This is a genomic window from Bradyrhizobium guangxiense, assembly GCF_004114915.1.
In the GTDB taxonomy this organism is placed as follows: Bacteria; Pseudomonadota; Alphaproteobacteria; order Rhizobiales; family Xanthobacteraceae; genus Bradyrhizobium; species Bradyrhizobium guangxiense.
Genome location: NZ_CP022219.1, coordinates 1,075,427 through 1,100,338, shown reverse-complemented (window position 1 = coordinate 1,100,338; position 24,912 = coordinate 1,075,427). Strand labels below are relative to the sequence as shown.

Genomic DNA, 24,912 nt, shown 5'->3' with positions numbered 1-24,912 from the left:
TCGAATAAGCGGAATTGGCGACGGGGCGATGCGGCGGATCGGGGGACGGGACATTGTTGCAGCCGCTTTGATTGCGCTCGTTGCGGGCGCAGTCTGCACGTCCCCGCCGCTGCAGACGCTGCAAGGCCTCTCGCTCGACATCCTCACGGCGCTGCGCGGCAAGCTCATTGGCGATCGCCGCGATCCCGCGACATCCCCGGTCGTTGTCGTAGCGATCGACGGGGAGACCTACGAGACGCCGCCCTTCCGGGGATCGCCGACCCAGACCTGGACACGCGAGATCGGCCGAGTGCTCGGCAGCATCACCGAGGGCGGCGCCAAGGTGATCGGCTTCGACGTCATCTTCAAGAATTCGATCGAGCAGTCGGAGATTCCCTTTGGCGACACAGCCGTGGGCGGCCGCATGAAAGGATTCGATCGAGATTATCTGATCGCGCTGCGGCAAATCTCCGATAGCGGCAAACTGGTGCTCGGCGAAATCCTGAGCAACGACCATCCGGAAGTACCCTACCGCGCGCAGCAAGTCGCCGTGCGCAACGCCGTCCGGGCGCTCAATGTCCACACCGACCACGACGACGTCATCCGGCGGATGCCGCTGAGCTTTGCCATCGAGGGGCGGCCGGTCCCCGCGATGGCGGTCGAGCTCGCTGCACGCGCGGCCGGCGCAAAGCCGGAGATTGCGTCTTCCGGCGCAACCGAATTGTCCGGCTACGCGATCCCGAGTGCGGTGCCGAATACAATGACGCTCAACTTTCGAGGGCTGGGACGCGACATCCCGACCTTCTCCTTCGTCGATCTGCGCGCCTGCGTCGAGAAAGGAGACGCCGACTTCTTCCGCCGTGCTTTCGACGGCAAGGTCGTGCTGCTCGGCACGGTCCTGAATTTCGAGGACCGCAAACTCACCTCGATGCGCCTGTCCGGCGGCTACGACGGCACGCCGGCCGCACGATGCGCCCTGCCCGCGCCGGCCAGCGCGCCGCAAAAAGCCCGCAGCGACGTCGCGGGCGTGTTCGTCCACGCCACTGCGGTCCGAAACCTGGTGGAGCATGACGCCGTAGCCGAGCTCGGCTTTCCGACGCGGACCATTCTCACGATCGTGTTCGCCGCCATCATCGCCTGCGCAGCCTCCATCTTCGCGCCGACCGGTGCATTCACCGCCTGGCTCGTCCTCACGGCTGTCTACACCGCCGTAGCCGTTGGCGCCTTCCTTCATGCCCGGGCGCCGCCGCTGGCCGAACCTGCGCTCGCGAGCCTTATGGCACTCGCATCGATGATCGGCTACCGCTTCGTGCTAGCCGACCGCGACGAGCGCTTCCTGCGCAAGAGCTTTGCCCTCTACCTCGCGCCCGAGGTCATCGAAACCATGGTCGCCTCCGGCAAGATGCCGGCGCTCGGCGGCGAGATGCGCAACGTCACCATGTTCTTCTCCGACCTCAGCGGCTTCTCGTCCATTGCCGAGACCATGACACCAGGCGAGCTGGTGACGCTGATGAACGAATATCTGTCCGCCATGACCGACATCATCGAAAACCATGGCGGCTATGTCGACAAATATATCGGCGATTCCATCGTCGCGATGTTCGGCGCGCCGGCCGACGACCCCGCACACGCACGCAACGCGGTGCACGCCGCGCTGAAGTGCCACGAGAAACTGGCGGAGCTCAACGCTCACAACCCCGCCTTCACCGGCCACGGCCTGTCCCACCGCATCGGGCTGAACAGCGGCGAAGCCGTGGTCGGCAATATCGGCTCCCGCCGCCGCTTCAACTACACCGTCATGAGCGACACCGTGAACCTCGCCTCGCGGCTCGAGGGCGCCAACAAATATTACGGCACCGCGATCATGGCCTCCGAAACGACGATGGCGCAGACCGGCGATACCTTCGCCTGGCGCGAGCTCGACGCAATCAGGGTGCTGGGCCGCGGCGAGGCCATCAGGGTGTTCGAGCCGTTGGCGGAGAGGGGCGCGGAGAGCGCCGATCGGGCGAAGGCGACTGCTGCGTATGCGGAGGGGCTCGCCCGCTGGCGCGCGCGGGATTTTGCCAAGGCGGCCAATGCATTCGGGCAGATGGCGGAGACCGACCCGCCGTCAGCGCTGTTTGCGAAACGCGCGAAAGGGTTCAGCGCCAATCCGCCGCCGGCGGATTGGACACCTGTGAATACGCTGGAAGGGAAGTAGCGGCCGCCTAAAACGGCAGTCCCACGTAATTCTCCGCGAGCAGGCGCTGCGCCGTCTCCGACGAAAGCAGATAGTCCAACTCGGTCTGCTGAAGCCGATCCTCATATTCGATCCGGTCGGGGAAGCGGTGCAGCAGCATCGTCATCCACCAGGAGAAGCGCTGCGCCTTCCAGATCCGAGCGAGTGCCTTGGCGGAATAGCCTGCAAGGCCGGAATCATCGCCGCGTTGATAATGCGCCAGCATGGCGTGATAGAGATAATAGATGTCGGACGCGGCACTGTTCAGCCCACGCGCGCCTGTCGGCGGCACGATGTGAGCGGCATCGCCGGCGAGGAACAGCCGGCCATAGCTCATCGGCTCGGCGACGAAGCTGCGCAGCGGCGCGATGCTCTTCTCGATCGACGGCCCCGTGATCAGGCGGCCGGCAACTTCGACCGGCAGACGGCGCTTCAGCTCGGCCCAGAACGCATCGTCGCTCCAGTCCTCGACCTTGTCGGTGAGCGGCACCTGGATGTAGTAGCGGCTGAGCACCTGCGACCGCAGCGAACAGAGCGCAAAGCCGCGCTCGTGCTTCACATAGATCAGTTCGGGCGACACCGGCCTGGTGCGCGACAGCACGCCGAGCCACCCGAACGGATAGACCTTTTCATATTCGCGCAGCACGTCCTTCGGGATCGACTTGCGGCTGACACCGTGAAAGCCGTCGGCGCCGACGACGTAGTCGCAATCGACGCGGACGCTCTCGCCGTTGGTGCGATAGGTCACGTAGGGCCGGTCCGACGTCAGATCATGCGGCGCCACGTCCTCGGCATTGTGCACGACCTTGCCGCCGAGACGATCGCGTGCCTCGTAGAGATCGCGCGTCAGCTCGGTCTGGCCGTAGACCAGCACCGAATTGCCGCCGGAATGCTTGTGCAGGTCGATCTTGGAGAGCACCCCGTCATGGGCGATCTCGAACCCGCGGTGAATCTCGCCCTCGCGGTCCATCCGCTCGCCGCACTGCGCCTCGCGCATCAACTTGGCGAAGCCGTGCTCGAGCACGCCGGCGCGGATACGGGCGAGCACATGGTCGCGGCTGTATTTCTCCAGGACGACCGTGTCGATGCCCTTGAGATGAAGGAGCTGGGACAACAGCAGCCCGGACGGCCCGCCGCCAATGATACAGACCTGAACTTTCATTTTTGCGTCCTCCCACCGGCAATTTTTTGCAGATTTGGCGCTGCAGACCGATGGAGGGTTTCGCCATTATCTTGTACTATTCGAACATGAGAGACACCACCCCGGCGATCCGGATCTATAACCTGTTCGGCGAGGCAGGCGACTTGCCCGATGTTGTGCATTGCGAGACCATTGCGTCCCGCTCGGTGCTGCACGACTGGACCCTGGCCGTGCACCGCCACGCCCGGCTGCATCAGGTGCTTCTGATCGAGCGCGGTGGCGGCGAGGCGACACTCGACGGGCGGGTGGTGCCCTTGAGGCCGATGCAGATCGTCAACGTGCCCGTCGGCCACGTCCACGGCTTCCGCTTCGTGCCCGATACGCAAGGCTGGGTGCTGACCATCGCCGCGGAAATTCTGGACGAGGCGCTGCTCGCCGCCGAGGGCCTGCGCGGTGCGCTGTCGCGCTCGGCCGTGGTGCGCGGCACGCCGCAGATCCGCGCCACCATGAAGCAGATCTTTGCCGAACATGCCGCTCGCGATTTCGGCCGCGCGCATGTGCTGCGCGCGTTGTCGTCCGCCATGATCGGGCTGGTGGCGCGCGCGCTAACGAGCGAGAGCGGTGGCGGCAGTACGGTTGAATCCAGTCTGTTCCGCCGCTTCGAGGCGCTGCTGGAGCAGCACCATCTGGAACGTTGGAGCGTCGCGGACTATGCCGAAGCGCTGGCGGTCACGCCGACGCATCTCAACCGGATCACGCGGGCGGCGACCGGTGATACCGCTTCCCACCTCATCCTCAACCGGCTGGTCCGCGAGGCGCGCCGCAATCTCGTCTACACCAATTTGCCGGTCTCGACGATCGCCTATGCGCTCGGCTTCGAGGATCCCGCCTATTTCAGCCGGGTCTATGCCGCAGCCACGGGCTTGTCGCCGCGCGCATTCCGCGCGCAGCTTCATGGCGAAGAGGCGTGAGGCCTCACACGTCGAAGAACACCGTCTCCTCCGGGCCCTGCAGATTGATCGTGAAGGAGTACACGATCTTGCCGGCACGCTCGGTGCGCTTTGCGATCAGGGTCGAGCGGCGCGACGGCTGCTCGATCAAGTTGAGCACGGGGTCGGCGGCGTTGGCAGCTTCTTCGTCCGAGAAATAGAGCCGCGTGTTGAGGCCGATGTTGATGCCGCGCGCGACGATCCAGACGTTCACGTGCGGCGCGCATTTGCGACCCGCTTTGTCGGTGATCGCGCCCGGCTTGATGGTCTCGAAGGTGACGAGGCCGCTCTCGAAGTCGGAGCCGGCGCGACCCCAGCCGCGAAACTCCTCGTTCAGCGCGCCGGCCGAACGATCGGCCGGATGGTTGTAGCGGCCGTTCGCATTGGCCTGCCAGATCTCCAGCAGCACGTCGCGCAGCGGCGTACCGGTGCCGTCGAGCACCTTGCCTTCCAGCGTGATGCGTTCGCCTTCGGTGTTCGGCGTCACCAGCACGTTGGAAAAGTTCTTCTCGAAGATGTCGAAGCCGGCCATCGCCGGGATCAGTCCGATATGGACGTAGGGCCCGGCGGTCTGCGAGGCGGTTTCCTTGAGATAGGTGAGCGGTTGCGGCATGCTCAATTCCCCGCGGTGCGATTTTCAAAATAGGTGGAGCGCTGGCCGCGCAGCACGATGTCGAAGCGGTAGGCGAGCGAGTCGAACGGCGTCGAGGCGTTGAGGTCGAGCGGCGCCACGAGGCGGTCGAGCGCATCCTTGTCCGGAATCGTCGTCAGGATCGGGCAGACCGGGATCAGGGGGTCACCCTCGAAATACATCTGCGTGATCAGCCGCTGCGCAAAGCCCGAGCCGAACACCGAGAAGTGGATGTGGGCGGGACGCCAGCTGTTGACATAGTTGCGCCAGGGATAGGGCCCCGGCTTCACGGTGCGGAAATAATAGTAGCCGGTCTCGTCCGTCAGCGCGCGGCCGCAGCCGCCGAAATTCGGGTCGATCGGCGCCAGATAGGTGTCTTTCTTGTGCCGATAGCGGCCACCGGCATTGGCCTGCCAGAACTCGACCAGCGTGTTCGGCACGCCGCGGCCGGTCTCGTCGACCACGCGGCCATGGACGACGATGCGCTCGCCGATCGGATCGCCGTCCTTGGCGTAGTTACGGATCAGGTCGTTGTCGAGCGGGCCGAGATCGTTGTGGCCGAACACCGGTCCCGTGATCTCCGAAATCGAGTTCTCCAGCGACAGCAGCGCCTGCCGCGGCGAGCGCAGCACCGAGGATTTGTAGCCGGGCGCGTGTGCGGGCGGATGGATGGAGCGGTCGCGCTGGAAGAAGCCGCCATCGCCAAGCGGCGGGGTCAGGGGCTCGGGACGGTTGAGGCGGGGATCCCGCAAGGCTGGCGCCTGGGCATTCATCGTGTCTCTCCCTGGGGCGCCCGGTTCGGACGCGCGGCTTATCGGGAGATCATGGGCCGGCCTATTCCCCGGATAAATAGATCGATTATAATATATTGCATGAATGAAATCGATCATTTGGCGCTCGACGGCCACGCCCTCGAACTGTTCCTTGCCGTGCTCGAGGAGGGATCGGTCACCGCGGCGGCCACGCGGCTCGGCCTGACGCAATCGGCGGTCAGCCACGGGCTGAACAAGCTGCGGCGGATCGCCGGCGATCCGCTGTTCGCGAAATCCGGCCGCGGCATCGTCGCCACCGCGCATGCCCAGGCGCTTGCCGGAAAGGCCCGGGCTCTGATCGACGAGATGCGGAGCTTTGCCGGGGGCGTCACGTTCGAACCGGCCCGCGCGCAGCTGTCGCTGACGATCGCCGCCAACGATTTCCAGCGCGATCTGCTGCTGCCGCGGTTCTTCGCTCATGTCGCTGCACAAGTGCAGGACCTGAAGCTGCGTGTGATCCCGTCGCAGTCGCCCTCGCCGGCGATGCTGCGCGAAAACCGCTGCGACATCCTGATCACGCCGCTGCCGCCCTCTGGCGTCGACATCGTCCAGAAGCGGCTCTTGAGCGATCATTACGTCTGCTACTTCGATCCCAAGATGCGTAGCGCTCCGACCGGCCGCGGCGCCTATCTCGCGGCACGTCATGTCACTGTTGTCTACACCGACAATGAGCGCCTCGACTTCGACCGCCGGCTGGCGGCCAACGGACTGCACCGCGACATTGCGATCTCGGTGCCGAGCTTCTCGGGCGTGCCGTCCTTCCTTCGCGGCTCGCAGATGCTGGCCAGCATGCCGAGCCTGCTGGCGTCCGGGGTCATGCGCGGTTTCGCGCAAACGCGGATTCCGCTGGCGCCCCGCCCCCGGACGCTGGCCGAGCTGCCGATGTTCATGGTCTGGCACCAGCGCTATCAGAAAGACCCAGCTCATCGTTGGGTCAGAAGCCAGCTCGAGACGGTGGCAGCGACGGCCGCCAAGTCCTGATGTCCGCCAGGTCCTGATATCAAAGTCCTGATATCAGTCCTGATATCAGGTGCCGCCCTCCGCAAGACTGCCCTTCGCAAACCCACTGGTTGCGCAGGGGGAGCCACGCTAAAATACGCCTATGACAGTGACCGACATTGCGAGCCGGACCTACAATCACAGCTGGCGGCTGGATCCCATCATCCGCAGCCTGCTCGATACTGATTTCTACAAGCTGTTGATGTTACAGATGATTCGGGAAGACTACCCGGATCAGCAGGTGACCTTCTCGGTCATCAACCGTTCGCGCCATGTGCGGCTCGCCGACATCATCGACGAGGGTGAGCTGCGCGCCCAGCTCGACCATGCCCGCACCATCCGCTTCAGCAAGAAAGAGCTGATCTGGCTGGCCGGTAACACTTTCTACGGCAAGACCCACATGTTCTCGGCGGACTTCATCCGCTGGCTGGCTGAATTCCGTCTTCCCGAATATGAGCTGCGCAAGGTCGAAGGCCAATATGAATTGCATTTCCACGGACCGTGGACGCACACCACGATGTGGGAGATCCCGGCTCTGGCAATCCTCAACGAGCTGCGCTCGCGCGCCGCGATGAAGGGCCGCGGCAGATTCGAGCTCGACGTGCTCTATGCCCGCGCCAAGGCGAAGCTCTGGACCAAGGTGGAGCGTCTTCGCAAGCTGGAGAATCTGCGCCTGTCCGACTTCGGCACCCGCCGCCGCCACGGCTTTCTCTGGCAGCGCTGGTGCGTGGAGGCCGTGAAAGAGGGTCTCGGCTCGTCCTTTATCGGCACGTCCAACGTGCTGCTGGCGATGGACAACGATCTCGAAGCCATCGGCACCAATGCGCATGAACTGCCGATGGTCGCGGCCGCGCTCGCCAAGGACGACGAGGAATTGCGCTGGGCGCCCTATCGCATCCTCGACCAGTGGCGCCAGACCTATGGCGGCAACCTCTTGATCGCACTGCCCGACGCCTTCGGCACCAAAGCGTTCCTGCGCGATGCGCCGGAATGGGTCGCCGACTGGACCGGCTTCCGGCCCGACAGCGCGCCTCCGGTCCAGGCCGGCGAGGAGATCATTGCCTGGTGGCAGAAGAAGGGTCGCAATCCCAGGGACAAGCTGCTCGTCTTTTCCGACGCGATGGATGTCGGCTCGATCGAGGAGACCTACCATCACTTCACCGGCCGGGTGCGGCTCTCCTTCGGCTGGGGCACCAACCTCACCAATGATTTCGTCGGCTGCACGCCGGACGGCTCGTTCAATCTCGATCCGATCTCGCTGGTCTGCAAGGTGTCGTCGGTGGACGGCCGTCCCGCCGTCAAGCTCTCCGACAATCCGGAGAAGGCGACCGGCATGCCCTCGGAGATCGACCGTTACCTGCGCGTGTTCGGCGATGCCGGCCGCGTGCGAAAGCCGGTGCTGGTCTAGCAATCCTCTAGATCGGGTAAATCGCATGCGACGAATGCGCGGCATTGGTGCGCCGATGCTGCTCCAGTTTCTCTTCGTCGGTATTTGAAGCGATCTGCGGTCATCCGCTTCACAACGCCTTCACCCTGCGACGTGGTCCCCGCATTTTCAGGTCGAGTTAAGCAACCTTCGCCTCTACTTGGTGTTGCAGACGCAACGCTCCGCTGGGGTCGTTGATCGATTTGGGGAACGCAGAGTGTTTCGCAGAACTGCCACGTCGATGGAGGGACGCAGTTTCCTTCACGTCATCAAGCTCGTCTCGCCTTTCGTGATGGTCGTCATGCTCCAGGCGGCGATCGCGGGATTCAGTCTCGAGGTGATGTCGTCGGTTCGCGCCTATGTCGCGGGCGAAGCGTTGTGGTCGCGCTCGCAGAAGAACGCCGTCTATTTCCTCAATCTCTATCTGCATTCGGGCGATGCCAGCCGGTTCGCGCAATACCAGGCCTCGCTCGCCGTTCCCATTGGCGATGAGTTCGCGCGCTGGGCGCTTGAGCACGATCCGGTCGACGTCGAGGCGGCGCGCATCGGCTTCCTGCAAGGTGGCAATCATCCCGATGACGTTCCGGGATTGATCTGGCTGTTTCGCTACTTCAACCGCGTCAGCTTCCTGCAGGAAGCGATCCGCGAGTGGGCCGCCACAGACCCCATGCTGCTGGAGCTGAGCGTCTTCGGCGAGGTCATCCGGTCCGAATGGGAGAACGGCCCCGTTCAGGACGCAAGCCGCCTGCAAATCCTGTCGTCGCGTCTCTCCGAGCTCAACGCCCAGTTCACGGTTCATGCCAACCGGTTCTCGACCGTCCTCGGTGAAGGCTCCCGCGCCATCAAGCTGACCCTGACCGGCATCAACATCGTCACCGCCGTCACGCTGGTCCTGCTCCTGATCTGGCATACGAGACGATTGGTGCTGCAGCGACGCGCCTTCGAAGACGCCCTGCATGCCGAGAAGGAACGCCTGGCGTGGCAGGCATCGCACGACTGGCTGACCGGCCTCTCCAACCGCCGTGCCTTCGAGGCGCGCCTGCAAACCGAGCTGGCCGATGCCGCGACGGGCTCGCTCGGCCTGATCCTGATCGACCTCGATCAGTTCAAGAGCGTGAACGACAGCTGCGGTCATCTTGCCGGCGACCGGCTGCTCTGCCAGGTCTCGCGTCTCCTGCAACGAGACCGGCGCCCACACGATTTGGTGGCGCGCCTGGGCGGCGACGAATTCGGCCTGATCCTGCCGCAATGCTCACCTGCGAACGCGGTCGATATCGCCGAACGGCTGCGAGGATCACTCGAGCTGTTCAACTTCAGCTGGGACGATCGCTGCTTTGCGGCGACCGCCAGCATCGGCGTCGCCTGCATCGCCGACGGCACCACCACGCTCGAGGACGCGATGCGACGCGCAGATGCCGCCTGCTATCGCGCCAAGGAAAAGGGACGCAACCGCGTTCAGGTCGACGGCGGAAGACCTGATATCGTCGTCGTTGCAGCTCGGCCGCGCGAAGCTGCACGAGCCTGAGGCCCGATCACCGTGAACGCGGAATCCCGAGACCGGCGAGATGTGCGTCGAGGAATTGCTCGACCTGCTGACGCAGCATCTGCGGCGGCACGGCCACCATGCGCTCCTCGAGACCGAGCGAGATGATGCCGTGGACGGCAGAGAACAAGGTGCGCGACAGCAGCGCGATCTTCACGTCATCTGCGTCCGGCAATAGCCGCACCAGGGGCGCATGCATCAACGCGAAAGCATCCATCACCATCTGCAGGATGTCGTCGGGATAAGGACGGTCGTCCTCCATCCGATGCTCGAACAGCGACCGCAGCAGATTGGCGTGCTTGGCGAAGAATTCGAGATAGGTCTCGGCAAGCCCGTAGAGCTGGCGGACAGGGTCTTCGGCCGGAACCCCGCGAAGCCGGGCCGTGAGGGCCTGAACGGTCTCCCGATTGACGGTCAGGATCACGCCGTCGAAGTCGCCGAACTCGTTATAGACGCTGCCAACGGAACAGCCGGCGGCCTCCGCAACGTCCCGAACCTTCAACGATCTCAAGCCCTTAGTTGCGATAATGCCGCGGGCTATCTCCAGGATCTGGAGCCGCCGCCGCAATTTTTTTTGGTCTTGCAGTGATTCGTCTTGAACATTGTTCATTTTCAAGCTACTCATATGAACATTGTTCAAATTAGCCCGGAGCCCTGCAAAATGCAAACCCTCGCTGTTGATATCGCCGCCACGTTCATCGACGACGCCGCGGCCCTCGTGACCGGCTTTGGCCGGGCCCTGCTGCGGTTCGCCATGGCACCGATCAATCGCATCGCCAACGCCTGTGACGTCGCTGGCGTGCTCGCGGAACGTCGGGCGGCCTTCCGGATGTGGCGGGCCAGCCGCGATCGTGCACGTCTCGAAGGCCACAGGTTCAGCGTTCTTGGCCGCTTCTCGCCCTTTCGCCATCTCTCCCATCTCACCTGAGATGAGCGCGGCCGTGCGCGTCGAGGACGACCCGAATTCCGGCTCTGGTCGCAACGAAGGACTCACCATGTCCGGACATTCGCGGTCGATCTCGCTGGCCTCCATGTGGCCGCTCAGGTTTTCATATCGCCTCGGCCAGATCCGGGTCAGCGCGGCTGACGCGACCGAGACCAGATATTTGCGAACCTAACCAGACCAATTGGAGACCAACAGGATCGGAGGAACCGAGGGGACAGAGCAGGCCAGCAACTTCGATGCTGCGCAATCGTTCGCCCCATGCGCTTCCGGTCGTGACGTTTCACAGACAACGTAACAACCTCAGGCTGCTTTTCCAAAACAGGAATAGTCATGATCAGGGAATTGATGTCGTCACGCCGCTTTGCGCCGCTGTTCTGGGCGCAGTTTTTCTCGGCGCTCAATGACAACGTGCTCAAGAACGCGCTTGTCATTATCTTGCTTTACAGTGCCGCAACCGGCCACGGCGATGCGCTGGTGACGGTGGCTGGCGCCGTCTTCATTTTCCCCTATTTCATCCTGTCCGGGCTCGGCGGCCAGCTCGCCGACAAATACGTCAAATCCGTCGTCGCGCGGCGGCTCAAATTCGCCGAGATCTTCGCAGCCTGCTTTGCCGCAGCCGGCTTCTTCCTGCATTCGGTGCCGCTGTTGTTCGCGGCGCTCGCGCTGTTCGGCACCATCGCCGCCCTGTTCGGGCCCGTGAAATACGCCATGCTGCCGGACCAGCTCGAGCTCGGCGAGCTCGCGACCGGCAACGCGCTGGTCGAAGGCGCGACCTTCATGGCCATCCTGCTCGGCACCGTCGCCGGTGGCCAGTTCGTGGCGGGCTCGGCGCATATGGGCTGGGGCGCATCGGCCGTGGTCGTGCTCGCTCTGCTTTCCTGGGCGTTCGCGTCCCGCATCCCGCAGACGACGCCTTCCGCGCCTGAGCTGCCCGTCGACGCCAATCCCTGGACCTCCACGGTGAGCCTGCTCAGGACGCTGCACGCCGACCATCGCCTCTGGGACGGCACCGTGATCGTCTCCTGGTTCTGGCTGGTCGGCGCCATCGTGCTGTCACTGCTGCCGGCGCTGGTCAAGGATGTCGTCGGCGGCACCGAGGGCGTGGTGACGCTGTGCCTTGCGATCTTCGCGATCGGCATCGCGATCGGCTCGCTGTTCGCTGCCAGCCTGAGCCACGTTCGTCCGAACCTCGCGCTGGTGCCGATCGGCGCCATCATTATGGGCTGCGCCGGCCTCGATCTCGCCTGGGCGATCGCCGTGACCGCCAAGGGCCAGGACATCGCCGCGCTCGACTTCGCAACCTCGTTCGCCGGCTTGCGCATGCTGGTCGATTTCGTCGCCTTCGCATTCGGCGGCGGGCTGTTCGTCGTTCCGTCCTTTGCCGCGGTCCAGGCCTGGTCGGCGGCGTCCGAGCGCGCCCGCATCATTGCGGCCGGCAACGTGCTGCAGGCCGCCTTCATGGTGGTCGGTTCGCTGTTCGTCGCGCTGCTGCAGGCCGCTGGCCTCCATGTCGGCTGGATCTTCTTCGGTCTCGGCGTCGCCAGCTTCGGCGCGGTCTGGTTTGTCCTGACCAAGTGGGGCAAGGAAGGCGTGCGCGATTTCGGCGCGCTGCTGTTCCGCGCTCTGTTCCGCACCGAGGTGCGCGGCCTGGAAAATCTGCCGCCTCCAGGCACGCGGATGCTGATCGCGCCCAACCATGTCAGCCTGATCGACGGCCCGCTGCTGCACGCCGTGCTGCCGATCGACGCGAGCTTCGCGGTGGATACCGGCATCGCCAAGGCCTGGTGGGCAAAGCCGTTCCTGCGCATCGTCAAGCACTACACCATGGACCCGACCAAGCCGCTGGCCGCGCGCGACCTGATCAAGCTCGTTGCCGCGGGGGAGCCGGTGGTGATCTTTCCGGAGGGACGCATTACCGTCTCCGGCTCGCTGATGAAGGTCTATGACGGCACCGCGATGATCGCGGATAAAGCCGACGCCGTGGTCGTGCCGGTCCGTATCGAAGGCGCGCAGCGCTCGCATCTCAGCTATCTCAACTCCAGCCAGATCAAGCGCTCGTGGTTTCCGCGGGTGACGGTCACCATCCTGCCGCCAATCAAGCTTCCGGTCGACCAGGCGCTGAAGGGCAAGGCACGCCGCAATGCCGCCGGGGCCGCGCTCCAGGACGTGATGATCGACGCTCTGGTGAAGAACGCTATGCTCGATCACTCGCTGTTCGAGGCGCTCGGACATGCCTATCGCGATCGCGATACCGGCAAGGTCATCATCGAGGACGCGCTCGGCACCAAGCTGACCTATCGCAAGCTGATCCTCGGCGCGCAGGTCTTGAGCCGCAAGCTCGAGACCGGCACCGGCGTCGGCGAGAATGTCGGCGTGCTGTTGCCGAATTCGGCGGGCGTCGCCGTCGTCTTCATGGCGCTGCAGAACATCGGCCGCGTCCCGGCGATGCTCAACTTCTCGGCGGGCCCGGTCAACGTGCTCGCCGCCATGAAAGCCGCGCAGGTCGGGACCGTGCTGACCTCGAAAGCCTTTATCGAGAAGGGCAAGCTCGACAAGCTGATGGCTGCGATCTCGGCCGAGGCGCGTGTCATCTATCTCGAGGACGTCCGTGCTTCGATCAGTATGGCCGACAAGATCAGGGGCCTGCTCGCCGGCACGACGCCCCGCATTGTGCGCCAGGCTAACGATCCCGCCGTCGTGCTGTTCACGTCCGGCTCGGAAGGAACGCCGAAGGGCGTGGTGCTGTCCCACCGCAACATCCTCGCCAATGCGGCGCAGGCGCTGGCACGGGTCGATGCCAACGCCAATGACAAGGTGTTCAACGTGCTGCCGGTGTTCCACTCCTTCGGGCTGACCGGCGGCATGATGATGCCGATGCTCGCGGGCATTCCGATCTACATGTATCCCTCGCCGCTGCACTACCGGATCGTGCCGGAGCTGATCTACCAGACCGGCGCCACCATCCTGTTCGGCACCGATACGTTCCTCACCGGCTATGCACGGTCGGCGCATGCCTACGACTTCCGCACCCTGCGCCTCGTCATCGCCGGCGCCGAGGCGGTCAAGGATCGGACACGCCAGGTCTTCATGGAGCGCTACGGCATCCGCATCCTCGAAGGCTACGGCGTCACCGAAACGGCGCCGGTGCTGGCGATGAACACGCCGATGGCCAACCGTCCCGGCACCGTCGGCCGCCTCTCGCCGCTGATGGAAAGCCGACTCGATCCGGTCCCCGGCATCGAGGAAGGTGGGCGTCTGTCCGTACGCGGCCCGAACGTGATGCTCGGTTACCTCAGGGCCGAAAATCCCGGCGTGCTCGAAAAGCTTCCCGAAGGCTGGCACGATACCGGCGACATCGTGGCGATCGACGCTGCCGGCTTCATCACCATCAAGGGCCGCGCCAAGCGCTTTGCCAAGATTGCAGGCGAAATGGTCTCGCTGTCCGCAGTCGAAGCCATCGCGACGGCGCTGTGGCCGCAGGCCGCCTCGGTCGCCGTCTCGATCCCCGACCAGCGCAAGGGCGAACGCATCGTGCTGCTGACGACGGAGAAGACTGCCGAGCGCAGCGCGATGCAGGGACAGGCCAAGTCCATTGGCGCGTCCGAGCTGACCGTTCCCGCCACGATCATGGTGGTCGACAAGGTGCCGCTGCTCGGCACCGGCAAGACCGACTATGTCACGGCAACGACGATGGCGCGCGAGCAGGCCTCCGCGCCGGAGCGCGAGGTGGCTTGACCCCAGCCCATGGCTGTTCATTGGCGGATGTCCAGTGCGACGGCTCTTCCTGCACCGACTCTCCGATATCCCTCAAGAGCCGGCCTCACTACGCCGCTCCTGCGCGTAACGCACCAACGCGGCGAAGCGATAGATGCCGTGCACGAACTTGCCGTACGGCATGGTGATGAACAGCGCGAACACCGCCCCAAGGTGCAGCGCCAATAGCGGCCCCATGGCAGCGGTCTCGCGCAACAGCAGAAGCAGCATGCCGGTGAGCCCAGTCAGCAACAGCATGGCGATGAAACCGACATCCATGCCGTAGCGGGCCTCGTCGAGCAGCGCCGGATCGCGGCGCATCTTGGCCGTGAACAGGCCGATCGGGCCAACAATCAGTCCGACGCCGCCGAGCGTACCCAGCACCACCGGCAGATCCCACCATGGATATGGCGCCTCGCGGCCGAGCAGATAGTGATACAGCGTGGCGACCGAGGTCGCCGCAAAGCACAGAATGAAGCCGTAGAAGGTCAGGTGATGATACAGCTTGCGTCGGTCGGTCGGCTTGTCGTCTTCGTTATAGCAACCGACGCCGCCGCCATGCAGATAGCGCAGCTCGCCGGCGTCGCGGATGGCCTGGAAGATCGAGCCACCGTCGGCGCGGCCGGTGATCGTTGGACCGATGTCGCGCCAGAACGCGCGCACGCTCATCACCAGCGCGAGGACGGCATAAAGGAAGGCGGCGCCGAACAATGCGGCCATCGCGTTGTGCGGCATCAGCTTGTAGAAGGCGCCGGGGCCGGTGTGCATGCCAAACAGCGCGCTGCGATCGTTGAAGGCGGCGAAACCCAGGATGAAGGCGGCCATGCTGAGCGCGGCGATGATGCTGATGACAAGGCCGTTGTGCGCAAAGGCGCCGGACAGCGCACCCGGCCAGGCATAGGTTGCATAGGACTCGGCGCGCGCAACCGCGAGCGTCTTGGGAACGTTAACGTTGAACTCGTGCGGCGGCGAGAACTGGCAGTCGACATAGCAGGCGCCGCAGGCATGACAGAGATTGGCGAGATAGTTGAGATCGCCGTCGGAGAAGGCGCGGCGCATCTCCATGGCGGGAAAGACCGCGCAAAGTCCCTCGCAGTAGCGGCAGGGATTGCAGACCGTCATCAGACGGTCGGCCTCGTCGAGAATTCTGGTTCCATGCATGGCGTTACTTCGTCAGGCCTTTGCCCTCGAGCCATTTCTGGATCAGGGCTGCGACCTCAAGGTTGTTCTTGTCCATCATCACCATATGCGAATTGCCCTTGATGCCGGCCTGCGGGAGATCGACAACGTCGACGCTGCCGCCGGCTGCCTTGACGGCGTCCGCAAAGGCGACGCCGTTGGCGCGGATCTTGGGCCAGCGCGAATCGCGCTCGATATAGTCGCCGTAGATGATCAGGGTCGGGATGTTCTTCAGCACATCGGCCTTGGCGGGATCGCCAAGGCCGGCCGGCTCGATCGCGATCAGCGCCTTCACCTTGTCCGGTCGGGCTTGCGCAACCTTGAAGCCGAAGCTGCCGGCCTGGCTGTGGAACAGGACCACCGAGGGGCCAACGCGGTCGATCTCGGCGATATAGGCGGCGATGGTCGCATCATCCGTCGTGGTCCAGCGCGGCACGTTCTGCTTGACGAAGTTCTCGTAACCCTCGACTGGAAACTGGTTGCCTGGCAGTACCTTGCGCTTGGCGGGATCGGGATCGTAAGAGTTCGGTCCGTCGCCGATACGGAAACGCTCGAACGGATTGGCCGTGGTGAGGAAGACCGGCTCGCCCTTGAAGATATCAGGGGATTGCGCCCAGCCTGCGCGGCCGCGCTCAACTGCGTCGGAATTGTAGACCGCCCATCCCTTGCGCAGGAAATAGTTCAGCCAACCTTCGCGTCCATCGGGCGTGGTCTCGTAGGTGACGCCGGTCAGCCCGCCGCCGTGCCACATCAGCAGCGGATAGGCGCCCTTCTCGTTCGCCGGCAGGAAATACTGCACGTACATCTGCTCGACCTGATACGTCCCGTTGGGATCGACCTTGGCCGGCACGCCGCCGGGCGTGAACACGACCTCCTTCACTGGCTTGCCGGAGATTTCGACAAGACGCCCGCCGACGTGGAACGAGCCCATGTCGCGCAGGTTGATCGGCTCGGCAGCGCAGGCCTCACCGGCGATCAATAGAGCGGCGATCGAAGCGATGGCAATGCGTGACATGGTTTCTCCCGTTCGTTTCTTTTCTTCGCCTAGTTCTTGGCGTGGCGCGCCGCTTCCCGTCCCGCGATCCGTCCGAACACGCTGCCGATGGTCATGCCCATGCCGGCAGCATAGCCCTTGCCGAGCACGTTGCCGGCCATGATCTCGCCGGCCGCGAACATGTTGGCCGACAGCTTGCCGCCAGCCATCAGCATCCGCGCCTCCTTGTCCACGCGCGTGCCGAGATAGGTGAAGGTGATGCCAGGCCGCACCGGATAGGCGAGATAGGGGGGCGTCTCGATCTTGCGCGCCCAGTGCGTCTTGGGCGGCGTGATGCCCTCGGTCACGCAGTCATCCAGAATGGTGTGGTCGAAAGTGCCGGGACGCACCGCCGCGTTGAAATCGGTGATGGTCTTCTCCAGCGCGGCCGGATCGAGCTCCAGCTTGGCTGCGAGCTCGGCCACCGTTTGGCCGGCGATCGGCGGGGACAGCGTCGGCATGAAGCTGGTGACGACGGGAGAATCGAAGATGATGTAGGCGATCTGATCCGGTTGCGCCGCGACCAGCCGGCCCCAGATCGCGTAACGCTTCGGCCAGATGTCCTCCCCCTCGTCGTAGAAGCGCTGGGCGTGCTTGTTGACGACGATGCCGAACACGACGGAGTCGTGCCGCGTGATGATACCGCCGTCGAATTTCGGCGCACGAGCGTCGATCGCGACCGCATGGCACTGGGTGGGATCGCCGACCTCCTGCACGCCCTTGTCAAGCAGCATCTTCAGGATCGAGCCGCGATTATACGGCGTGCCGCGAATCAGGAAGTTGTCCGCGGCCTCACCCCAATATTGCTTCAGCCATTCGATGTTGGCCTCGAACCCGCCCGCCGCGGCGACCAGGGAGGTGGCGCGGATCTCGGTCTCGCCCTTGATCGGCCGCTTGAGGCGCGCGGCCAGGAACATGCCGTCCTCGATCACGAGGTCGGTGACCTCGGCGTCGTATTCGACGTCGACGCCGAGCCGCTCGGCGGTGAGATAGAGCGCGTTCAGCATCGCGCGGCCGCCGCCGAGGAAGAACGAATTTGTGCGACCAAGGCTCAACGTGCCGCCGAGCGAGGGTTGCCAGCGCACGCCCTGCTCCACGATCCAGTTCAGGATGTCCTTCGACTCGCGGATCATGTGGCGGGCGAGCACCTCATCGGTCTGCCCGCCGGTGACGCGCAGCAGATCTTCCCAAAACTCCTCCTCGGTGTAGGGACCGGTCAGGATTTCGGTCGCGGCGTCATGGGCGCAGCGCATGTTGCGGGTGTGCCGGGTGTTGCCGCCGCGATAGAACTTTGGCGCGCCTTCGAGCACGAGCACCGAGGCGCCGACGCGCCGCGCCGCGATCGCCGCGCACAGCGCCGCATTGCCGCCTCCGATCACCAGCACGTCGTATTTGCTGCTCATGCGGTTTGCCCGGTGCGACGAGAGTGGAGACATTCTGCCCGCCGGCGGCTTCGGAACGACCCGGCCGGCATTGCGTACTTTTGTATACAAAGATATACAACAAGGGCGCAAGTGGCATCTCTGCATGGGCAGGATGCGTCTCGCGCTTCGAGGACCGATATGGCCAGACGCCCGGCAAAGGCAGGCGGATCGATCGCGCGCGGCGGCGGCGTTGCGCTCGGCGAGGCGGTGTTTCGCTCTCTCTGCGAGGCGCTGCAGGCCGGCAGCTACCGCGCCGGCGACCGCCTGCGCGAGGAGGAGGTCGCCCAGCGGCTCAAGGTCAGCCGCACGCCGGTTCGTGAGGCGCTGGGCCGACTCGCCGCGCGCGGCTTCGTCGAGCCCGCCGGCGGCCGCGGGCTGATCGTGCGCAATCTCGACATCTCCGAGGTGCTCGAGCTCTATGCCATGCGCGAGATCATGGAAGGCGCCGCGGCGCGCCTGGCCGCCGGGCACGCTTCGCCGCCGGAGGTCGACGCACTCAGGGATATCGAGCAGGCCTTCGTCGAGGCCTCCGCGACCGATGCCACCGAGATGGCGAGGCTCAACCGCGGCTTCCACGAGGCGATCTGCCGCGCCGCGCGCAACCGTTACCTCGACAATGCCTCCCGCGAATTGCAGGACTGGATCGCCCTGCTCGGTCCGACCACCTTCACCGTGACCGGCCGTCCTTCGACTAGCCACGAGGAGCATCAGGCCATCATCGAGGCGATCGCCGCGCACGACGGCGACAAGGCCGAGCAGCTCGCGCGCGCCCATATCCGCGAGGCGCTGCGCTGCCGCCTCAAGCTGCTGCAGAAGCAGTAGCCTATCGTCTTGCCCGGCGCGGAGGACGCGCATCGTCGGCCGCGGCGGCCGGCACGGCATCGAGAGGTTCCGTCGGGCCGCCCAGCGCGCGCGTCAGCCGGATGGCAGCCTTCAACAGCAGCGACGTCATCACCTTGATGTTGTCGCGCGTGAACCGCGGCTTGGGCCCCGAGAGCGACAAGGCGCCGACGCATTTGCCACCGGGACCGAACACCGGGCAGGCAAGCCCGGCGCAATCGGGATCGCGCTCGCCAAACGACATGGCAATGCAGTCCTTGCGAATTTCGTCATAGCCCTCGCCTTTTTCGCCGTCGAAAGCGAGGATGACCCGGCCGGCTGCACCGCGGTCCAGCGGCAGCAGCATGCCGGCCTCGACCCGGTCGAGCGTCGAGTGCTGGGAATCGACGCGAAAGACGCACAGCCGGCGCTTGGCATCGTGCCGCACGTGGAACGAGGGGCTTTCGGTCCCGTCGGCCGCGAGCTGGCGCAGCAGCGGCATCACCCGATCATGCAGATTGTTGCTGCGCTGGTAGACCGCGCCGAGCCGGAACGGCGTCGGACCGAGATGATAGCGGCCGTCGGCGAACTGCACGAGATAGCCGAACTCCTGCAGCGACGTCATCAGCCGCAGCAGTGTGCTTTTGTACATCTTGGTCCGCCGGGCGAGCTCGGCCAGCGTCATCGGCTCCGACGCGTCCTCGAAGGCCGCCAAAATGCTGAGAGCACGATCGACGGCTGCGACGCCGGGCGAAGGCATGTCGTCTCCTATTGGGGAAATCCGGAGGGATCGATGAGCTTTGCGATGACGGGAAAATACGCATCGCCCATGCCCTTGTCGATCGTCTCCTGGAAGATCTCCCGCATCAGCGCCGCGCCGCGCAGGCTCAGCCCGGCCTGCGCGCTCAGCTCCAGCGCGTAGGAGAGATCCTTCATTGCATATTCGGTCGAGAAGGCGCGCAGCGGAAACTCCTTGGCGACGATCGCCTTCATGCCGTGGTTGCGCAAGGCAAAGCTGTCCGCAGAGCCCTTGGACAGCGTCTCCAGCAGCAGCTTCGGCTCGACGCCGCTGTGCTTGGCGAGCGCGACGGCCTCCGCGAGCGCGTTGACGGTCTCGAACAGCACCATGTTGTTGAGGATCTTCGTCCCCTGCCCCGCGCCGGTCCCGCCACAGAGCGTGACATCGGTGGCGAAATGCCGGATCAGCGGCTCGACGGCGGCGAACTCCGCAGGCGTCGCGCCGACCATGACGCTGAGCGTGCCGTCCTGCGCCGCCTGGCGGGTGCGTGCGATCGGTGCATCGATCCAGAGCGCGCCCTTGGCGGCGAGCTGCTTGGCGAACGCCCGTGTCTGGCCGACATCGGAGGTGCCGAGATCGATCACGGCCTGGCCGCTCTTGATCACCGGCAGGATGCCGTCGAAGACGGCCATCACGTGCCTGGCGCTGGGCAGGCAGAGGAAGATCGTCTCTGCGCCGGCAACGACGTCCCCGATCGACCTTGCCGCGGTCGCACCGTCAGCCACGATCCGCGCCAGCGGCTCGGCGGCAAGGTCGAACGCAAGCACCGTTCGTCCGCTCTTGCGTAACAGATTGCGACAGATCGGCTCGCCCATGACGCCGAGACCGATGAACCCAATCGAATCAGACATTCCGTACTCTCCCTGGAAATCCCTTGGCCGGGCGGACCACCGGGCCGCCCGGCCGGCGCGGTTACTTGACCAGCGGGCAGCCGCCTTCGCTCATCGGCCGGAACACCTCTTCGCCCGGCTTGGAGCTGACAATCCGGTAGTAGTCGAACTTGTACTTGGATTCCTCCGGCTTCTTCACCTGCACCAGATACATGGTGTGCAGCACGCGCCCGTCGGGGCGGATCGCGACATCCTTGTTGTACATGTCGTTGACTTTCAGCTCGTGCATCTTGGCGGCGACGGCCGTCGCGTCGGTGGTGCCGGCTGCCTTCACGGCGGCGAGGGAATGATGGACGCCGCTATAGACGCCGGCCTGCACCATGCTCGCGACCTTGCCGTCCATCAGGCCGGCGTAACGCTTCGACCAGGCACGGGTCTGCTCGTTGAGGTCCCAGTAGAACGAGGTCGTCACCTGCAGGCCCTGGGTAACCTTGAGGCCGAGCGAATTCACATCGGTGATGAAGACGAGAAGACCGGCGAGCTTCTGGCCACCCTCGACGATGCCGAACTCACCGGCCTGCTTGATCGCGGTCTGCACATCCGCGCCTGATGTCGCGAGGCCGACGACGTCGGCCTTCGAGCCTTGCGCCTGCAACAGGAACGAGGCGAAATCGGCGGTGCCGAGCGGATGCGCGGCCGAGCCGATCACCTTGCCGCCGGCGGCCTCGATGAACTTGGTGGCATCGCGCTGAAGCGCGTGGCCGAACGCGTAGTCGGCGGTCACGAAGTACCAGGTCTTGCCGCCGGCGCGCGTGATCGCATCGCTGGTCAGTTTCGACAGCGCATAGGTGTCGTAGTTGAAATGAAAGCTGACCGGCGAGCAGGATTTTCCGGTGAAATCGGATGAGCCGGGTCCCGAGATGACGAAGATCTTGTTCTTCTGCTTGGCGACTTCGAGGATGGCAAATCCGGCCGAGGACGCCGCGCCGTCCGCGATCATGTCGACGCCCTCATTGTCGAACCATTTGCGCGCGGTGGCCGAAGCGATATCAGGCTTGTTCTGGTGGTCGGCCGAGATGATCTCGATCTTCTTGCCGAGCAACTCGTTGCCGAAATCTTCCGCGGCGAGCTTCGCCGCTGCGACCGAACCGCGCCCGCCATTGTCCGCGAACACGCCGGACTGGTCGTTGAGCACGCCGATCCTGATGACGTTGTCGGCCGCAGCTGCAGCACTCGCTTGTACGGCCAGAATAGCCGCCATCATCCAACGCAACTTCATAACACACGCCTCCCGTTTACAACTTTTGCTTATCGAGGATGTCTTGCAGCACCGGCGCGATATAGCGGCGGAACTGGTCTGGGTTTTCGCTCATGGGAAAATGGCCGAGCCGCTCCATCACGGTCGCCTTTGCGCCGGGGATGCCGGCAGCGGTGCGCAGCGTATCCTCCGGCGTACAGGAGAAATCGTATTCGCCGGTCAGGAGGTAGAGCGGGCACTGGTTGACGTCGATGTTGCCGGTGCGTCCGCGCAGGTCGCCATCGACGCGATAGAAATAGAGGTCGCCCTTAAAGATGCCGGGGCCACCCTGCCTGTAGCCCCACAGCGTCTCATCGCGCGCGGCCTCCGGTCCACCAGGCGCGATCAAGCCCGACACCAGGGCGGCGCAGACCTCACCGCCGTGAACGTCTGGCCGGTTCAGCCAGGCCGTGTCGTACCAGGGCTGCTGGAAGTCCGCCGCCTCGAGCCCGATCAGGGCGCGGAATTCGCGCGCGTGCTCGATGGCGAGATTGAGCACGATACGGCCACCGATCGAGCAGCCCATCACCACCGGCCGCTCCAGCCCCAGCGCGCTGCAGAACGCGCGAATCGTCGTGGTGTAGCTCGCCGTGGTCAGCCGGTATTCGCTGCCATATCGGCTATCCGGTGGATTGGACTTGCCGTGCCAGGGCATGTCGAAAGCGATGACGCGGAAATGTTTGGTGAACTCGTCATCCACGAGCAGATGACGCCATTGCCGCGCGTCGGAGCCGGCGGTGTGGAGGCAGACCAATGGAATGCCGCTGCCGTTCTCCTCGAAATAGATCCGGTTGATCTCGCCATCGATGTCGGCATGCACGTAGCGTCCGACGATCGGCTCGACATAACCGTTCATGACGCACCTCCAAAGCCGCTCCGCCGGGGCAGAGCCAGCAGATCCTTGAAATACTGAAGATGCGTCATGAAGGGGTGCAGATCGCCTTCGAGGGTCGCCTGCCCGCGCTTGGTCAGCGCCAGGAGATCGTGCCAGCCCGCCGGCGGCATCTTCTGCCAATGGGCGGCGAACGCGGCTGGCGTTGCGCGATAGGCGAAACGCCAGGAACGCATCAACACTGGGGCCGGCGTCATGTCCACGATCCGTCCGGCGCGGATTGCGACGTGAAATGGCTGCGTGCTCGGGCCCAGCAGGCAGTCGACATCGAGCCAGCGGCCGCGGGCGGCGAGAATCTCGTCGCGGGCCAGCAATTCGGGAATCGTCTGGAAAGTCGCGATGACGGCCTCCGGTGTGAATGGCACCGGCGGGCCGTCGGTTTGACCGACGCGTTCGGATTCCATCGTTTTCGCTCTCCCATGGCTTGTTCTGTCTGACAGAACAATATTCTATTTCTTACACACTTCTATACAGGGCTGGCGAGCGAACTCAAGTGCACGGCACTCATGGGGTCACGCCGTGCCGGGAGGTGGCCGGGCACTGGAGCCTTGAGGCTTGGCGCGGCGGCGGCGCGGCTCGGACTTCAGGCTTCGAAGATGCGCGCGAGCAGCCAATGCCCACCCAGCAGGCCGATCACCGCGGACAGCGTGTAGACCAGTCCCGCCGCCCTCACCGGCTCGGATCGATCCTTTGCACTCAGTTGATCGGCCAGATGGAGGATCGGCAGCGCGACCGCGATAATCGCGACCTGTCCGATCTCGACGCCGATGTTGAAAGCGACGAGTGACGGAACCACCGCGTTCGGGGACAGGCCGACCTCGCGAAGCGCACCGGCGAAGCCGAAGCCATGGACCAGTCCGAACAGGAAAGCCACGCGCCAGCGCCTGTCGACGTCACGCGAAAAGAAATTCTCGGCCGCCACGAACACGATCGAGGCCGCGATCGCAGGCTCCACGACGCGGCTCGGGATCACGAGGAGATCCAGCGCAGCTAGCGACAAAGTGAAAGAATGGGCGACCGTGAAGGCCGTCACGATCTTGACGACGGGAATGAGCCGTCTCGCCCACAGCACCACGGCAAGCAGAAATGCGATGTGGTCGTAACCGAGAAAGATGTGCTCGACGCCGGTGACGAGATAGCGCCACATGGTCGAGAACAGCGATGGCGGCGCTGCCGAGAGTATGACGGTCGTCATCTCGGCATCGAGCAAGGCCTGCATCTCGGACTTGCCCTGCGCGATCAGCACCACCTGGCGCGCAGCCTTGTCTCTCTCGGTCAGCACGGTGGAGCGGTAAACGATGCTCCCGGCGGCATCCGCGCAGGTGAAGCTGTTACGATAGACGATGCCGTCCCCATCAGGCAGGATCGCCGCATCGTTCGGCCGGCAGGCCGCACCCCCACCCGTCACGGCCAAATGCCTGTCGAAATAGGCCAGGATTGCAGCCCTGGCCGCTTCGACCGCGGCCGGATCCACCGCGTCCTGCCTGGCGTCATAGACCTTCGTGCCGATCAGGCGATCGACGTCGCTGCCCTTCAATCCGAGCTCAACGCTCACCGTGCGGTCGGGGGTCAGCGCCACGCGCACGGTGACGAGGTTGATTTGATGCGCCTCAGCCGGCAGGCAGATTGCGAGCAGGACCAGGAGCCGCCACCAGTGCGGCCGCCTCATGATCCCGCTCCATTGCCGTCACGCCAGCACATCCGCGACGGCCGCTTTCACGACGTCCCGCACGTCGGTGGGGCTCAGCCGAACCTGCAGGCCGCGCTGGCCGCCATTGAGATAGACCAGATCATGCGCCAGCGCGCTCTGCTCGATCACGGTGCCGACCCGCTTGCGCTGCCCGAACGGGCTGATGCCGCCGACCTTGTAGCCGGTAACGCGCTCGGCTTCGGGCGGCTTCATCATCTGCGCCGACTTGCCGCCGACGGCAGCGGCGAGCTTCTTCATCGAGACTTCCTGGTCGGAGGGAACGACGACGCAGACCGGCTTGCTGTCCACCAGCGCCATCAGCGTCTTGAGGACACGCGCCGGATCCTCACCAAGCGCGGCCGCGGCCTGAAGGCCGATGCTCTCGGCGTCGGGATCGTAGTCGTAGGCATGGACGGTGAAGGCAACACCGGCGGCTGTGAGTGCCCGGGTGGCCGGGGTGACTTTGGACATGGACGGTATTTACCACCGTCATGGCGCGGAGCGAAGCGACG

At 64.7% G+C, this 24,912-nt stretch carries 21 protein-coding genes; 7 read left to right on the top strand and 14 right to left on the bottom strand.

Annotated elements, in window-relative coordinates:
• The first annotated feature begins 28 nt into the window (after positions 1–28).
• Complete coding sequence (locus X268_RS05240) at positions 29–2,179, top strand: adenylate/guanylate cyclase domain-containing protein (protein WP_128923939.1); 2,151 nt, start codon at positions 29–31, stop codon at positions 2,177–2,179.
• A gap of 7 nt (positions 2,180–2,186) precedes the next feature.
• Here X268_RS05240 and pobA read toward each other — a convergent pair whose 3' ends face one another.
• The gene (gene pobA, locus X268_RS05235; RefSeq protein ID WP_128923938.1) at positions 2,187–3,359 is read right to left on the bottom strand and encodes a 4-hydroxybenzoate 3-monooxygenase; all 1,173 of its coding nucleotides are present in this window, start codon (positions 3,357–3,359) and stop codon (positions 2,187–2,189) included.
• 50 nt (positions 3,360–3,409) lie between these two features.
• Between pobA and X268_RS05230 the strand changes: the two genes are divergently transcribed.
• Positions 3,410–4,309, top strand: coding sequence for a helix-turn-helix domain-containing protein (locus tag X268_RS05230; protein ID WP_128923937.1), 900 nt, complete (start codon positions 3,410–3,412; stop codon positions 4,307–4,309).
• 4 nt (positions 4,310–4,313) lie between these two features.
• Here the strand turns inward: X268_RS05230 and pcaG are convergent, their stop codons facing one another.
• Both pcaG and pcaH read right to left on the bottom strand, forming a co-directional pair.
• A complete protein-coding gene (gene pcaG / locus X268_RS05225; protein ID WP_128923936.1) occupies positions 4,314–4,940 on the bottom strand; it encodes a protocatechuate 3,4-dioxygenase subunit alpha in 627 nt (208 codons plus the stop codon).
• Positions 4,941–4,942: 2 nt separating this feature from the next.
• Positions 4,943–5,731 carry a protocatechuate 3,4-dioxygenase subunit beta gene (pcaH, locus tag X268_RS05220; protein ID WP_128923935.1) on the bottom strand — a complete coding sequence of 263 codons (789 nt, stop codon included), beginning with the start codon at positions 5,729–5,731 and terminating at the stop codon, positions 4,943–4,945.
• 99 nt (positions 5,732–5,830) lie between these two features.
• On the opposite strand from pcaH, the gene X268_RS05215 reads away from it, so the two are divergent.
• From X268_RS05215 to X268_RS05205, 3 genes are all read left to right on the top strand, one after another.
• Positions 5,831–6,751 (top strand): LysR family transcriptional regulator, encoded by a 921-nt coding sequence (locus tag X268_RS05215; protein WP_164937540.1) that lies wholly within the window; start codon positions 5,831–5,833, stop codon positions 6,749–6,751.
• A gap of 121 nt (positions 6,752–6,872) precedes the next feature.
• Entirely contained in the window at positions 6,873–8,177 is a 1,305-nt protein-coding gene (pncB, locus tag X268_RS05210; RefSeq protein WP_128923933.1) for a nicotinate phosphoribosyltransferase, read from the top strand.
• Between the two features lie 235 nt (positions 8,178–8,412).
• Positions 8,413–9,720 (top strand): GGDEF domain-containing protein, encoded by a 1,308-nt coding sequence (locus X268_RS05205; RefSeq protein WP_128923932.1) that lies wholly within the window; start codon positions 8,413–8,415, stop codon positions 9,718–9,720.
• 7 nt (positions 9,721–9,727) lie between these two features.
• Here X268_RS05205 and X268_RS39245 read toward each other — a convergent pair whose 3' ends face one another.
• Positions 9,728–10,348 (bottom strand): TetR/AcrR family transcriptional regulator, encoded by a 621-nt coding sequence (locus X268_RS39245; RefSeq protein ID WP_208764451.1) that lies wholly within the window; start codon positions 10,346–10,348, stop codon positions 9,728–9,730.
• 666 nt (positions 10,349–11,014) lie between these two features.
• Here X268_RS39245 and X268_RS05195 point away from each other — a divergent pair.
• Positions 11,015–14,419 carry an acyl-[ACP]--phospholipid O-acyltransferase gene (locus X268_RS05195; RefSeq protein ID WP_128923931.1) on the top strand — a complete coding sequence of 1,135 codons (3,405 nt, stop codon included), beginning with the start codon at positions 11,015–11,017 and terminating at the stop codon, positions 14,417–14,419.
• Positions 14,420–14,491: 72 nt separating this feature from the next.
• Here the strand turns inward: X268_RS05195 and tcuB are convergent, their stop codons facing one another.
• Genes tcuB through tcuA form a run of 3 tightly spaced genes read right to left on the bottom strand, consistent with a single transcriptional unit; the run spans position 14,492 to position 18,052 of the window.
• On the bottom strand, positions 14,492–15,598 hold the full coding sequence (gene tcuB / locus X268_RS05190; protein ID WP_128923930.1) for a tricarballylate utilization 4Fe-4S protein TcuB: 1,107 nt from the start codon (positions 15,596–15,598) through the stop codon (positions 14,492–14,494).
• Between the two features lie 4 nt (positions 15,599–15,602).
• Positions 15,603–16,631, bottom strand: a complete 1,029-nt coding sequence (locus tag X268_RS05185) for an alpha/beta hydrolase (RefSeq protein WP_128923929.1) — start codon at positions 16,629–16,631, stop codon at positions 15,603–15,605.
• A gap of 29 nt (positions 16,632–16,660) precedes the next feature.
• Complete coding sequence (tcuA, locus tag X268_RS05180) at positions 16,661–18,052, bottom strand: FAD-dependent tricarballylate dehydrogenase TcuA (RefSeq protein WP_128923928.1); 1,392 nt, start codon at positions 18,050–18,052, stop codon at positions 16,661–16,663.
• A gap of 159 nt (positions 18,053–18,211) precedes the next feature.
• Here tcuA and X268_RS05175 point away from each other — a divergent pair, with 159 nt between their 5' ends.
• Positions 18,212–18,895 (top strand): GntR family transcriptional regulator, encoded by a 684-nt coding sequence (locus X268_RS05175; protein ID WP_128923927.1) that lies wholly within the window; start codon positions 18,212–18,214, stop codon positions 18,893–18,895.
• A gap of 1 nt (position 18,896) precedes the next feature.
• On the opposite strand, the gene X268_RS05170 is transcribed toward X268_RS05175, so the two are convergent.
• From X268_RS05170 to ybaK, 7 genes are all read right to left on the bottom strand, one after another.
• The gene (locus X268_RS05170) at positions 18,897–19,652 is read right to left on the bottom strand and encodes an IclR family transcriptional regulator (protein WP_128923926.1); all 756 of its coding nucleotides are present in this window, start codon (positions 19,650–19,652) and stop codon (positions 18,897–18,899) included.
• A gap of 8 nt (positions 19,653–19,660) precedes the next feature.
• Complete coding sequence (locus X268_RS05165) at positions 19,661–20,542, bottom strand: NAD(P)-dependent oxidoreductase (RefSeq protein WP_128923925.1); 882 nt, start codon at positions 20,540–20,542, stop codon at positions 19,661–19,663.
• A gap of 61 nt (positions 20,543–20,603) precedes the next feature.
• Entirely contained in the window at positions 20,604–21,800 is a 1,197-nt protein-coding gene (locus tag X268_RS05160) for an ABC transporter substrate-binding protein (protein WP_128923924.1), read from the bottom strand.
• Positions 21,801–21,816: 16 nt separating this feature from the next.
• Positions 21,817–22,674, bottom strand: a complete 858-nt coding sequence (locus X268_RS05155) for an alpha/beta fold hydrolase (protein WP_128923923.1) — start codon at positions 22,672–22,674, stop codon at positions 21,817–21,819.
• The gene (locus X268_RS05150) at positions 22,671–23,114 is read right to left on the bottom strand and encodes a hypothetical protein (RefSeq protein WP_128923922.1); all 444 of its coding nucleotides are present in this window, start codon (positions 23,112–23,114) and stop codon (positions 22,671–22,673) included. The genes X268_RS05155 and X268_RS05150 overlap by 4 nt, the downstream gene beginning before the upstream one ends.
• Positions 23,115–23,293: 179 nt before the next feature.
• Complete coding sequence (locus X268_RS05145) at positions 23,294–24,379, bottom strand: HupE/UreJ family protein (protein ID WP_128923921.1); 1,086 nt, start codon at positions 24,377–24,379, stop codon at positions 23,294–23,296.
• A gap of 18 nt (positions 24,380–24,397) precedes the next feature.
• Positions 24,398–24,871: a Cys-tRNA(Pro) deacylase gene (ybaK, locus tag X268_RS05140; RefSeq protein ID WP_128923920.1), complete on the bottom strand. Its 474-nt coding sequence runs from the start codon at positions 24,869–24,871 to the stop codon at positions 24,398–24,400.
• Positions 24,872–24,912: the final 41 nt, after the last annotated feature.